The organism is Mesorhizobium sp. P3_A2, from assembly GCF_056403115.1.
Window position 1 is genome coordinate 292,537 of sequence record NZ_JBFUGC010000006.1, and the last position, 12,545, is coordinate 305,081.

The following is a 12,545-nucleotide window of genomic DNA, read 5'->3' on the forward strand; positions in this document are numbered from 1 at the left end:
AAACTGCGCCAATGCCTATTTCACGGCGTTCTCCTTCCATTGCGAGGCCTTGATGACCATCGTCACACCGAAGTTCGGCATGCGCGCCTCTGTGCTGCGTCGTGTGACGTGCATCTCAGCGGCGCTCCGGGAAGCGGCGGGAGCGTGACTTCGGGGCGGAGAGGCGAGGCGGCGGGGAAACTGTCCGATCACCCCGGTCGTGTCCTGACCGGGATCATGCTCAAGATCATGTCGGTGGCGGTCTTTGTCGGCATGCAAACCTGCATCAAGGCAGCCGGCACCTTGCCTGCCGGCCAGATTGTCTTTTTCCGCTCCTTCTTCGCCATATTCCCGATCATCGTCTTCCTGGCCTTGAAGGGGAAACTGGGTACCGCGTTTGCGACCAAGCGTCCGTTGAACCATGTCGCGCGTGGTGTCGTCGGCGTTAGCGCCATGGGGCTCGGCTTCTTCGCGCTGACGCGGCTGCCGCTGCCGGAAGCGATCACGCTGAACTATGCCCAGCCGCTGCTGGTGGTGGTGTTTTCCTCACTTTTCCTCGGCGAGGCCATTCGCGTCTATCGCTGGAGCGCGGTCGCCGTCGGCCTGGTCGGCGTGCTGATCATCTCATGGCCGGAACTGACGCTTCTCACGTCGGGCGCCGCGCTCGGCGACCAGGAGGTGCTGGGCGTGGTTGCGGCGCTGGTTTCCGCGGCGATCTCCGCCAACGCCATCCTGCTCGTGCGCAATCTTGTTCAGACCGAACGGACTGCGACCATCGTGTTGTGGTTTTCGGCAACGGCGAGCGTCATGGCGCTGTTTACACTGCCCTTCGGCTGGCAGGCGCTGACGCCGCTGCAGGCCGGCCTGCTGGTTGCCGCTGGTTTTTGCGGCGGGCTGGCGCAGATCCTGATGACGGCCGCCTACCGTCATGCCGAGGCCTCGGTGGTGGCGCCGTTCGAATACACCTCGATGATCCTTGGTGTCGTCGTCGGTTATTTCGCCTTCGGCGATGTCGCCACCATCAACACGCTGGTCGGCGGCGTGATCGTCGTCGCCGCCGGCATCTTCATCATCTGGCGCGAGCGCCAGCTCGGCCTGGAACGCACCCGCACCCGAAAAGCGGCGCCGCCACAAGGATGATGAGAGGCCCGCGCAGGGCAGGGCTGGCTCAGTTCGCTTCCGCCCGCTCCTTCGCCAGCCGCACCAACACCGCCCTCGTCTCCTCGTCGGCCGGGAAGAAAGACTCGATCGCCAGTTCCGACAGCGTCACGTCGAGCGGGGTGCCGAAGACGGTGATGGTGCTGATGAAGGACAGAACCTGATCACCATGCGCCAGCCGCAGCGGATGGACGATGCCGCTAGGCTCGACCGGCACAGGCCGCGCGCCCTTGAGGCCGGACGGATAGGTTCGCAATTCACGCTCCAGCTCGACCAGCACGGGATCGCCAGCGGCATCGTTCTGGCGTTTCAGCCGCTCCAGCAGATGCGCCCGCCACTCGGCGAGATTGACGATGCGCGGCGCGATGCCGTTCGGGTGCAGGCTGAGACGCAGGACGTTGACCGGCGGCTGAAGCAGCGACGGCTCGGCCACATCGGTCAGAAACGGGCCGATGGCGGCATTGGCCGAAATCAGGTTCCAGTGCCGGTCGACGGCGAGCGCTGGAAACGGTTCATGGCCCTTGAGAACGGTCTCGACTGCCGCCATTGCCGGCGCCAGCGTCGTGTCGGTGAGCGGCCGTTCGCTGAAGCTCGGCGCGAAACCGGCGGCAAGTAGCAGCTGGTTGCGCTGCCTGAGCGGGATCTCAAGCTGCTCCGCGAGATGCAGCACCATGTCGCGCGAGGGGGCCGCGCGGCCGCTTTCGACGAAGGAGAGATGCCGCTGCGAAATCTCGGCCTCCATGGCGAGATCGAGCTGGCTCATGCGCCGGCGTGTGCGCCATTCGCGGATCAGGCTGCCGGCGGAGGTCTGGGCTGTTGTCATGGGTGCAGGACTAGGCCGGGGAGCGGCGTATTTCAATTACTTCCGAGGTCATGGTGAGGCCGAGGCGACAGTTGATCTCCCCCCTTGTGGGGGAGATGCCCGGCAGGACAGCAGGGGGCGCTGTCCCGCCGACCTGTCCGCTATTTTTTGGGCTGCTTCTGCTGGCCGAAAATAAGGGAGATTGTGAGGCTAGCGATCCTTCGCGCCCCCCTCTGTCCTGCCGGACATCTCCCCCACGAGGGGGGAGATTGCTAGTCACCCCAACCCCTTCAGCTTCGCCTTAACCTCAAGGAAATCCCGCCAAGCCAGCTTCTTGTGCGCCGGGGTCCTGAGCAGGTAGGCCGGATGCAGTGTCGGCATCGCCGGAATGGCAATGCCGGACGCCGTCGTGTGAACCCGCCAGTTGCCGCGCAGCCGCAAAATGCCTTCGCTCGTGTTGAGCAAGGTCTTGGCCGATGGGCCGCCGAGATTGACCAGCACCTTCGGATTGACCAGCTCGATCTGCCGCTCGATGAAGGGGCGGCAAATTTCGGTCTCGTGCGGCGTCGGCGTGCGGTTGCCGGGCGGCCGCCAGGGGATGACGTTGGCGATATAGGCGGAAGTGCGGTCAAGCCCGATCGCCGCCAGCATGCGGTCGAGCAGCCTGCCGGAGCGGCCGACGAAGGGCAGGCCCTCAATGTCCTCGTCGCGGCCGGGCGCCTCGCCGACCAGCATCAGCGATGCCTGCGGATTGCCGTCGGCGAAGACCAGGTTCTTGGCGGTGAATTTGAGGTTGCAGCCGTCGAAGGACGCCATGTACTGGCGCAACGCGTCGAGCGTCGAGGCGCTTGCCGCCATTTGCCGGGCAAGTGCTGCCTGTGCCTCATCGGGCACGGTCGCGGTGGCCGGCACGGAGCGCGCCGGCGCGTCCGGCACCTGGCTCGCATCCAGCCTGGGGCTGGCTGTGGGTTGTTCCGGTGCCTTGTTTTCGCGTGGAGGCGCGGCCGGCGGCGCTGCGCGCTCGGCAGGCCTTGTTGCGGCCTCGGCAAACCGGTTCACCGGCGTGTCTTCCAACGCCTCGTCGACGCCTGCGCTGGCGTAGAATGCCAGAAGGTCGGCAAGGTCGGATCGGTTGTTGGGGGAGGCGGCAGTCATGCCGGGCACATTCGTCCGCCCCACCACGATTTGCAAGTTTGATGATTGGCGAAACCGGTAGTGGAAGCTGATCTCCCCACGAGGGGGAGATCGCTACCCCGTCGGTATCCGCGGATCCTGCACCAGATAGAACGTCCAGCGCGGTGTATAGTCGGTGATCAGAAATTCGAAGCTTCCCGTCTTCAGCGGGTCGATCTTGCCGTTTTTGAACAGCAGCCGGTCATAGGGTTCGAAATCGCGGTCGAAATCGGCATAGGTGCTCGACAAGATATTATCGGGCGTCTTGTTGCGCTGGTCGAACGACAGGCCGTCGCCGAACACGCTCGGCTGGTTGAGGATCTCCTGCAGCTCGAACTGGAATTCGACCCAGGCCTGGCCGCTGTTGTTGAGCACCTCGATGCGCATGTACAGCACGCCGTTGGCGAATTCACCATTGGTGCTGAACGGCTGGATCGGTTTGGTGGTGCGGATCGTGAGCGTCACCGGGGTCGACGAATTCAGCTCCTCGGAGATGACCAGCGGGTCTTCCTTGGTGCCGAGGCCCGAGGCGCCGGTGATGTGGAAGCCGCCAAGCTCGTCGGAAAAGGAGTAGGCCCCGGTCGCCCACACCTTCACCGGATCGGCATGAGCCTCAACCGGCGCCAGCAGCGAAAGGGCAAGAAGAAGCGCTCGGCAGGTCCGGCCGGGCGGAAGGGGAAAGCGCGTCAATGAAGAGCCGGACGGCGTGCGCATAGGCCGAAGTATGGCCGATAAGCGAGCCGTCGAACAATTAAAATATGGGAAGCACGGTCCGGCTAAGCGCAAAAGGCGTGCAGCATCACCATTATCCGCGACTTTTTGGCGAAAACGGCATTGTCACGTCAGCGCCGGTTTCCTGTCGCGGATTGATGCGCTATGCAGCGCAAGAGCCAGCAAGATGCCCGGAAACGGTTAGCCAGTGCGGAGGGGTTGATGAGCGAGATCGAACGCGAGAGCATGGAATTCGACGTGGTCATCGTCGGGGCCGGCCCAGCGGGCCTTGCCGCGGCGATCCGGCTCAAGCAGGTCAATCCCGAGCTTTCCGTCGTCGTGCTGGAAAAGGGCGGCGAGGTCGGCGCCCACATATTGTCCGGCGCCGTCGTCGATCCCATCGGCATCGACCGCCTGCTGCCAGGTTGGCGCGAGGAGGATGGCCATCCCTTCAAGACGCCGGTCACCGAAGACCATTTCCTGGTGCTCGGCCCTGCCGGCTCGTTCCGCCTGCCCAACATCATGATGCCGCCGCTGATGAACAATCACGGCAACTACATCGTCTCGCTCGGTAATGTCTGCCGCTGGCTGGCTGGCAAGGCCGAAGCGCTGGGCGTCGAAATCTATCCGGGCTTTGCCGCCGCCAGCCTTGTCTACAACGATGCCGGCGCCGTCACCGGCGTCATCACCGGCGACATGGGCGTCGAAAAGGACGGCACGCACGGCCCGGGCTTTGCGCCCGGCATGGCGCTGATGGGCAAATATGTGCTGATCGGCGAAGGCGCGCGCGGCTCTCTCGCCAAGCAGCTGATCGCCAAATACAAGCTGTCCGACGGTCGCGAGCCCGGCAAATACGGCATCGGCCTCAAGGAACTGTGGCAGGTCAAGCCGGAGAACCACCGGCCGGGCCTGGTGCAGCATTCCTTCGGCTGGCCGCTCGATCTGAAGACCGGCGGCGGCTCGTTCCTGTACCATCTGGAGGACAACCAGGTTGCGGTCGGCTTCGTCCTGCATCTCAACTACAAGAATCCCTGGCTTTCGCCGTTCGAGGAATTCCAGCGCTTCAAGACCCATCCGGCGATATCGGGCACCTTCGCGGGCGCAAAGCGCATCGGCTATGGCGCGCGCGCCATCACCGAAGGCGGCTGGCAGTCGGTGCCGAAACTGTCCTTCCCCGGCGGCGTGCTGATGGGTTGTGCTGCCGGCTTCGTCAACGTTCCGCGCATCAAGGGCTCGCACAATGCGGTGCTGTCCGGCATGCTGGCGGCCGACCATGTCGCGCAAGCCATCAGCGCCGGCCGCGCCAATGACGAATTGGCCTCCTACGAGGCGGCCTGGCGAGCGACCGACATTGGCAAGGACCTGAAGAAGGTGCGCAACGTCAAGCCGCTATGGTCGCGCTTCGGCACCATTATCGGCGTCGGCCTCGGCGGGCTCGACATGTGGCTGAACACGCTGTTCGGCTTCTCGCCCTTCGGCACGCTGAAGCACGGCAAGGCCGATTATGCCACGCTCGAGCCAGCCGCCAAGCACACGAAGATAGCCTATCCCAAGCCGGATGGCGTGCTGACCTTCGACCGGCTGTCCTCGGTGTTCCTGTCCAATACTAATCACGAGGAAAACGAGCCCGTGCATTTGATCGTCGGCGACATGGCGCTGCAGCAGCGTTCCGAGCACGACGTCTTTGCCGGGCCGTCGACCCGCTATTGCCCGGCCGGCGTCTACGAATGGGTCGACAAGGACGGCAACGCCGCGGCCGATCCGGCCGCCAAGGATGTGCGCTTCGTCATCAACGCGCAGAACTGCGTGCACTGCAAAACCTGCGACATCAAGGATCCCAACCAGAACATCAACTGGGTGCCGCCACAAGGCGGCGAAGGCCCGGTCTACCAGGGCATGTAAGCCGCTGGCCGGGCCGTCTCGACCGCCGCCAACAAAGAATACCGGCGAAGGCCCGGTCTACCAGGGCATGTAAGGCGCCCGGCGCCATTGATTGTTGAAACCGTCATCTGCTTGTGGTCTCATTGCCGTGTCCATGTGGGAGAATGGCATGCGGGTGTTGGTCTTGTTTTGCGTCGCCGTCATAGGCGCGGCCTGCGGCATCGTCGGGACGGCGTCTGCCGGCGTGAAAACCGTGGTCAAGACGCGAACCTACGACATTACCGGCGCCACGGGTGCCGGTCTGGTCGTAGCCATGAACCGCAGGGGGCCTAAGCACGGTTTCATGACCCACGCCATCGCGCAGACGAGCTACACTGCGGACTGGAGCCTGGACCTCGGCCAGGTCAACGGCGTCTGCCGCCTGCGCCAGGCCAATGGAACGCTCAACATCACCTACACCTATCCGCGCGTGGCCTCGGCCGTCACGCCGGCGCTGCGCAAACGCTGGAACCGGTTCTTCACCGGCGTTCTCGCTCATGAAGGAACCCATGGCCGTATCGCCGGGCAGATGATGCAGGCCGCAGAGCGGTCGGTTCGCGGCATGAAATTTGCCAACGATCCGCAATGCAATAAGACGCGCGCCGAAGCCCGGCGGCGCCTGGAAGCCACCGCCAAGGTCTATGAAGCGAAACAGATCGCCTTCGACACGCGCGAGCACAGTGAAGGCGGCCATGTCGAGCGCATCATCGAGGCCCTGGTGGGCTTGTGAAACCCCAAGCCCGTAACGTGTCGATCTAGCCGCGCGTGCCGGGCTGGATCAGCGACACGGTCGCGGTGGCGTCCTCGTCGACCGGCTTGTTCTCGTCGCGCTTCAGCGAAAATTCCACCATCACCGGCAGATGGTCAGAGCCGGTGTCTTCCAGCCGGGTTGACGACAGGATTGTCACCCCGCCCTTCGAGAATACCTGGTCGATCGGCAGGCCCGCGTAGCGGCGCAGGAAGTCGGGCAGCGTCCGGTGAATCCAGCTCGGCCCGGCCGATGGCATCACGGTCAGTCCGCCGAGCGAGGCGACGCGCCGCACCGCAGCGCTCCATGGCACGGCGTTGCAGTCGCCGGCCATGATCGCCGTCTCGCCCAGCGAAGTGAGGGTCTTGGTCAACTCGCCAATCTGCCAGTATTGCTCCTTCGGCCACGGCCAGCTCAGATGGATCGCCGCGACATCGACGCCGATACCGCCGAAGTCGACCGTGGCGGTGGCCATCGCGCCGCGCGGTTCGCAGTATGGTTCGGTACCGACGGCAAACGGCCGCCTGGACAACAGCGCCACCCCGAACACGCCGTTGGGATAGGCGCACAGGATGCGATAGGGATAGGCGCTGCTGATATAGCCGAGCTCGGTTGCCCACATCGCCGATACTTCGTCGAGCGTGATTACGTCGGGGTTGGTCCGGCCGATCAGCGAAAGAACCTTCTTGGGCGTCGGATTGTTGAAGCGCAGGTTCATCTGCAGCAGCCGATAGACCGTCTCATTACCGGGCTCGGCGTCACCGGCGGCCTGCACCGGCCACAGCCGCGGCAAGGTGCTCAACGTGCTGGCGAAGGCGGCCACGGCCAAGAGCAGACCTACACCCGCCTGCAGGCGAAACGAGGTGGCAAGCAGCGGCAGCGCAATCAGCGCCATCAGCACGGCAAAATGGATGCGGAAATGGGAAAAGGAATCGAAGGCCGGATGTAGTGTGCCAAAGAACCCGGCCACAAGCGCGGCCGAGAGGCCGAGCATTGCCAGGAACGCCATCGAAGCCATCATGTTTCGCACGCGTGCCATAAGACCGGGTTTTGATTGCCGAGGTGTCAGGCCTGTTATCGGCGCAAATGCGGCCCAATCAAGATGACGAAACGCCTCGCGGCCAACATTTACGGGAAGCCAGTCTACTGGAAGGCCGTCTCCGAAAAACTTCTAAGCTTGCGCGAATGCAGCCGTTCCATCGGCATTTCCGCCAGCTTCTCCATCGCCTTGATGCCGATGGTCAGATGCTGCGCCACTTGCCGCTTGTAGAATTCGGTCGCCATGCCGGGCAGCTTCAACTCGCCGTGCAGCGGCTTGTCCGAGACACACAGCAGCGTGCCGTAGGGCACACGGAAGCGGAAGCCATTTGCGGCGATGGTGGCCGATTCCATGTCGAGCGCGATGGCGCGTGACTGCGACAGCCGTTGCACCGGTCCGCGCTGGTCGCGCAGCTCCCAGTTGCGGTTGTCGATAGTGGCGACGGTGCCGGTGCGCATGATGCGCTTGAGATCGTAGCCGGAAAGCCCGGTGACTTCGGCGACCGCCTCCTGCAGTGCCACCTGGATCTCGGCCAGCGGCGGGATCGGCACCCACACCGGCAGGTCGTCGTCCAGCACATGGTCCTCCCTGACATAGGCATGCGCCAGCACATAGTCGCCCAGCGCCTGCGTGTTGCGCAGGCCGGCGCAATGGCCGAGCATCAGCCAGGCATGTGGCCTGAGCACCGCGATATGGTCGGTGATCGTCTTGGCGTTGGATGGGCCGACGCCGATGTTGACCATGGTGATGCCGCCATGGTTCGGCTTCTTCAGATGGTAGGCCGGCATCTGCGGCAGGCGCGGCGTCGCCACGCCTTCGCTGGGCGCGCTCTGCCCGGCCTTGGTGACGACATTGCCTGGCTCGACGAATTCGGTATAGCCGTGGCCGCCTTCCGCCATCTGGGTCCGGGCACGGGCGACGAACTCATCGATGTAGAACTGGTAGTTGGTGAACAGCACGAAGTTCTGGAAATGCTGCGGGCTGGTCGCCGTGTAATGCGTCATGCGGTGCAGCGAATAGTCGATGCGCTGCGCCGTGAATGGCGCCAGCGGCCTCGGTTCGCCGAACGCCACTTCGAATGTGCCATTGGCGATCTGGTCGTCGGTGCCGTCGAGATCCGGCACGTCGAACAGGTCGCGGATCGGCCGCTTGATGCGCTCGGCGGCGGCGCCGTCGACATGCGTGCCTTCTAGGAAGGCGAAATGCAGCGGGATCGGCGTGGTCGATTCCGAAACCGTCACCGGCACGCCATGATTGCGCATGATCAGCCGAAGCTGCTCGACGAGATAGGTTTCGAACAGCGCCGGCTGAGTGATGGTGGTCGAGAAATGCCCCGGCGTCGGCATGTGGCCATACGCCTGGCGCGAGTCGATCTGGGTGAATGAATTGGTGGTGACGCCGATCTCCGGGTAGAAGGCGCGGTAGCGCTTGCTCTCGTCGCCGCCGGCGGCAAGTGCCGCAAAGGAATCACGCAGGAATTTGGTGTTGCGGTCGTAGAGCCCCTGCAACGCGGCCACGGCCTTTTTGGCGTCGTCGAAGCTCTTCTTGCCGAAAGGCTCCGGCATGACGACCGATTCGATAGCTTGTGGGTAGATTCGCTTTTCCATGTCTCAATATAGAGACTCAGAAGAGCACTTGGGAGGGGGAGGGTGGCCACCAAGACGGCCAAGGCGAAGATTTATTCCACCACGTTTCAAGGTGTGTGGAGACTCAGGTCAGGCCGAGTCGAAAATGGGGGATTCCGAGAACCGGCGGAGCGTAATTAGCGTACGCGAGCACTGGAAGCGCAGGAGGCCGCCTTCCGCAGGGCGGTCTGACCTGAATATCAGCGCACCTTACCCGCGCTGCAGGCTGACCAGCAGGACAAAGCCAACGCCATGCTTCTTCGTCGCCGGCGCGTCGATCGTCGTGTCGGCGTCGGCCCGCATCATCGGCATGGCCAGAACCGGCGCCGACAACACGATCAGGACGAGCACCGCCCGCGGCAGAAGCCGGAGGGTCTTGAGGGCGTTGATGGCTGTGCGGTTCATGGCATTGGCTTTTCTGTTTGGATCTACGTCTTTGTCGTCTCAGGGGCGAAAATGGTTCATGCAATCGAACTGGCAGCTGCTGGAACTGGCTGCATCCCAGGAGCGGGCCGGACGGCCGGCTTCGGCCACGAGAATGGCGAAGAACATGCCGAACAGGCTCATCAACAGGCAGACGATGGTGAAGCGGCGAGCGAGCATTTGCGTGGTGTCTCCTTGAACACGCCTTCAAAATGCCCTGATCCGACTGAACCGGCTCTGATGCCGGCGTTCATCTGCGGTTCAAAGTGATTGATGATGTTTTAGGGAGCGTGTCGGCTCGGCTACGAGGCCGCGAGGTGCCGATGCGGGTATGTCGTGGACCGTCCTGGAAAAGAAAACGGGGCCTGCGAGGGCCCCGTTGTGGTCACGTTAGAACAGCGAGCTCAGAGCTTGTGCCAGGTCTGGCTCTTGCAGATCAGCCCGCCGAGCACGCAGCCGCTCATCTTCAGCGATGTGCCCGACAGTGTCGCCTTGCCGGAATAGGTCTTGTCATTTGCCGGATCTGTGATGTTGCCGGCATATTTGTTGTCGCCGGCCGGCTTGAGCGAGCCGATGGTCTTGCCTGCATATTTGCCGGTCTTCAGTGTGATGGAGAATGAGCCGCTGCCGCCGATGAGTGCGGTGTCGCCGGCTTGCGTCTTCCAATTGCCTTCGATCGGATCGGCCCAGGCCGCGCCCGCCATCATCACTGTAGCCGCCAGGGCCAAGCTCACTTTCCGAAACATATCTGTCCTCCCTGTGGTTTTGGGTGGGGCGCCCGCCTCTCTGCCCCTTACGCAAACGTAAGCTAATCCAGCTCCCGGCAAAACAAAAGCGGGTGCCGCGAGGGAAGGGTTTGCAATTTTCATGAGGGTCGAGAAAGCGCTCAGCGACCATGAAATGAAACGATCGAGGCGTTGGCTTTGGTTCCCGTGGTTAGCAGAGTGTTGATCGGAGCCCCACAAATTTTCGTCAAATCCGGCGCGAAACGGCGCGGTTGCTGACTTTGTATCCTTAACGAATTTCCGCGTTTACCTCTTGTTTTAGCTTTGTTTTCTCCAAATTAAGCACGCCATTTAACGACGAATTCAAGGCTCGGCTTCATTCTCGAAAGCATCGAAAGAGCGGCTCCCCAGGGGACACCGGGGGAAAGAAAAGGCCCGCTCTCGGGAGCCAGACAGGGGACTAAAATGGCACGTTTTGAAATGCTTGAAGCCGGCTTCGGCGCCATGGGGGCAACTGCCCAGGCCGACATTCTTTTCGAACTGGGCATGATGTATGCGACCGGCCGCGATTGCGAGACCGATGTCGTTGCCGCCCACAAATGGTTCAACATCGCCGCCATCAAGGGCTCGATCCGCGCCGCCGAACTGCGCTCGGAACTGTCGGCCGCAATGTCCAAGGTCGAGATCGCCAGGGCGCTGCGCGAAGCCCGTGAATGGATGACCATGCACTGAGATCGCCGATCTCGAGCAGATGTACGAAAGACCGGGAAGCCCCGGGATCAAGACCGCATAGACGGCCGGAACCGGTAGACAACAAGACCGCGACAAGACGGTCGGCGACGAAGAGCAAGAATGCGGCAGGCCGATTTGGCCCAGTCGTGCACGGCAATGGGGACGGCGAGCGGATTTTCGTGGCGCGGGGGCGCATGGGGATCGCTTGACGAGCAAAAGCCACGACCGGCCGGGAACAGGCTGGCGTGGCTTTTTGCGTTGATGAGGCCCAATCGAGTGACGCCGATGCGCCTAGACAGGTCCAATGAAGGATGAAATTGTCCCGCCTTCTGAAAGAAGCGCGGCCGGAATGGCTGCGCCAGTGTGGGAGGAGTTCTATCACCATGAAAAAAATGGGTATTTTGAGCGCGGCCGTATTTGGCCTGATGATGAGCGCGCCGGTTGCTTTTGCCGACGACATCACCATTTCGGTGGTCGGCCCGATGACCGGACAACTCGCCACGATCGGCGATCAGTTCAAGCAGGGCGCAACGGCAGCCGCCGACGCGATCAACGCCGCCGGTGGTGTCAACGGCTCGATGATCAAGCTCGACATCGAGGACGACCAGTGCGATCCCAAGCAGGCGGTTTCGGTGGCCAACCGGATCGTTGCCAACGGCGTCAAGTTTATTGACGGCCATGCCTGCTCGGGCTCCGCCATCCCGGCCTCCGCCGTCTATGCCGAAGCCGGCGCGCTGATGATGAGCCCGTCCGCCTCCAATCCCGAGCTGACCGACGCCGCCGCCAAGGCCGGCTGGCCGACGATCATGCGCCTCTACACGCGCGACGATGCGCAGGGCGCCTTCATGGGCCCATGGATCGCCAAGAAGTATGCCGGCAAGAATGTCGTCATCCTGCATGACAAGAGCGCCTACGGCCAGGGCGTTGCCGATGCCGTCAAGGCGACGATGAATGCCGGCGGCCTCAAGGAAGTCGACTATGAAGGCATCAATGCCGGCGAGAAGGACTATTCGGCGCTCGTCACCAAGCTGAAGGACCTCAAGGCCGACGTCGTCTATTTCGGTGGCTATCACCCCGAAGCCGGGCTGATCCTGCGTCAGTCGGCCGAGCAGAGCGTCAAGTTCCAGCTGATCATGCCGGACTCGATCGCCACGCCGGAATTCTGGCAGGTTGCTGGCCCAGCCGGCGAGGGCACCATGTTCGTCTTCCCGTCCGACCCGCAGGCCAAGCCGGAAGCCAAGGACGCCATCGCCAAGATCAAGGCGGGCGGCTTCGTGCCGGAAGGCTTCACGCTGTTCTCCTACGCCGTCGTTCAGGCGTTTGCAGAGGGCGTCAAGCGCGCCGGAACTGACGATCCGGTCAAGGTCGCCGAAGCACTGAAGAACGGTACGCCGTTCAGTACCGTGGTCGGCGAGGTCACCTTCGACGAGAAGGGCGATCTGAAGAACGCCAGCTACGACATCAACCAGTGGCATGACGGCAAATACGCGCCGATCGCGCAGTAATCGTC

Annotated in this window: 13 protein-coding genes; 5 read left to right on the forward strand and 8 right to left on the reverse strand. The window is 63.0% G+C overall.

Annotated elements, in window-relative coordinates; genetic code table 11:
* The first annotated feature begins 216 nt into the window (after positions 1 to 216).
* Positions 217 to 1,119, forward strand: coding sequence for a DMT family transporter (locus AC1DXM_RS16475; RefSeq protein WP_477234236.1), 903 nt, complete (start codon positions 217 to 219; stop codon positions 1,117 to 1,119).
* A gap of 28 nt (positions 1,120 to 1,147) precedes the next feature.
* Here the strand turns inward: AC1DXM_RS16475 and AC1DXM_RS16480 are convergent, their stop codons facing one another.
* The 3 genes from AC1DXM_RS16480 to AC1DXM_RS16490 form a co-directional block, all read right to left on the reverse strand.
* Positions 1,148 to 1,960 (reverse strand): helix-turn-helix domain-containing protein, encoded by an 813-nt coding sequence (locus AC1DXM_RS16480; protein ID WP_477234238.1) that lies wholly within the window; start codon positions 1,958 to 1,960, stop codon positions 1,148 to 1,150.
* A gap of 255 nt (positions 1,961 to 2,215) precedes the next feature.
* Positions 2,216 to 3,094 carry a uracil-DNA glycosylase gene (locus tag AC1DXM_RS16485; protein WP_477234240.1) on the reverse strand — a complete coding sequence of 293 codons (879 nt, stop codon included), beginning with the start codon at positions 3,092 to 3,094 and terminating at the stop codon, positions 2,216 to 2,218.
* Between the two features lie 93 nt (positions 3,095 to 3,187).
* Positions 3,188 to 3,826 carry a hypothetical protein gene (locus AC1DXM_RS16490; RefSeq protein ID WP_477234242.1) on the reverse strand — a complete coding sequence of 213 codons (639 nt, stop codon included), beginning with the start codon at positions 3,824 to 3,826 and terminating at the stop codon, positions 3,188 to 3,190.
* A gap of 219 nt (positions 3,827 to 4,045) precedes the next feature.
* On the opposite strand from AC1DXM_RS16490, the gene AC1DXM_RS16495 reads away from it, so the two are divergent.
* Complete coding sequence (locus AC1DXM_RS16495; protein WP_477234244.1) at positions 4,046 to 5,725, forward strand: electron transfer flavoprotein-ubiquinone oxidoreductase; 1,680 nt, start codon at positions 4,046 to 4,048, stop codon at positions 5,723 to 5,725.
* A 148-nt stretch (positions 5,726 to 5,873) separates the two neighbouring features.
* Positions 5,874 to 6,473 carry a DUF922 domain-containing protein gene (locus AC1DXM_RS16500; protein WP_477234246.1) on the forward strand — a complete coding sequence of 200 codons (600 nt, stop codon included), beginning with the start codon at positions 5,874 to 5,876 and terminating at the stop codon, positions 6,471 to 6,473.
* A 25-nt stretch (positions 6,474 to 6,498) separates the two neighbouring features.
* Here AC1DXM_RS16500 and AC1DXM_RS16505 read toward each other — a convergent pair whose 3' ends face one another.
* From AC1DXM_RS16505 to AC1DXM_RS16525, 5 genes are all read right to left on the reverse strand, one after another.
* Complete coding sequence (locus tag AC1DXM_RS16505; protein WP_477234375.1) at positions 6,499 to 7,512, reverse strand: endonuclease/exonuclease/phosphatase family protein; 1,014 nt, start codon at positions 7,510 to 7,512, stop codon at positions 6,499 to 6,501.
* Positions 7,513 to 7,634: 122 nt separating this feature from the next.
* Positions 7,635 to 9,095 carry an AMP nucleosidase gene (locus AC1DXM_RS16510; RefSeq protein ID WP_477234377.1) on the reverse strand — a complete coding sequence of 487 codons (1,461 nt, stop codon included), beginning with the start codon at positions 9,093 to 9,095 and terminating at the stop codon, positions 7,635 to 7,637.
* A gap of 270 nt (positions 9,096 to 9,365) precedes the next feature.
* Positions 9,366 to 9,560: a hypothetical protein gene (locus tag AC1DXM_RS16515; protein ID WP_477234248.1), complete on the reverse strand. Its 195-nt coding sequence runs from the start codon at positions 9,558 to 9,560 to the stop codon at positions 9,366 to 9,368.
* Positions 9,561 to 9,599: 39 nt separating this feature from the next.
* A complete protein-coding gene (locus AC1DXM_RS16520; RefSeq protein ID WP_185970258.1) occupies positions 9,600 to 9,758 on the reverse strand; it encodes a hypothetical protein in 159 nt (52 codons plus the stop codon).
* A 224-nt stretch (positions 9,759 to 9,982) separates the two neighbouring features.
* Positions 9,983 to 10,324 (reverse strand): DUF2147 domain-containing protein, encoded by a 342-nt coding sequence (locus tag AC1DXM_RS16525; protein ID WP_203278043.1) that lies wholly within the window; start codon positions 10,322 to 10,324, stop codon positions 9,983 to 9,985.
* A 444-nt stretch (positions 10,325 to 10,768) separates the two neighbouring features.
* Here AC1DXM_RS16525 and AC1DXM_RS16530 point away from each other — a divergent pair, with 444 nt between their 5' ends.
* Entirely contained in the window at positions 10,769 to 11,035 is a 267-nt protein-coding gene (locus AC1DXM_RS16530) for an SEL1-like repeat protein (RefSeq protein WP_025583692.1), read from the forward strand.
* 383 nt (positions 11,036 to 11,418) lie between these two features.
* On the forward strand, positions 11,419 to 12,540 hold the full coding sequence (locus AC1DXM_RS16535; protein WP_112564223.1) for a branched-chain amino acid ABC transporter substrate-binding protein: 1,122 nt from the start codon (positions 11,419 to 11,421) through the stop codon (positions 12,538 to 12,540).
* Positions 12,541 to 12,545 lie beyond the last annotated feature (5 nt).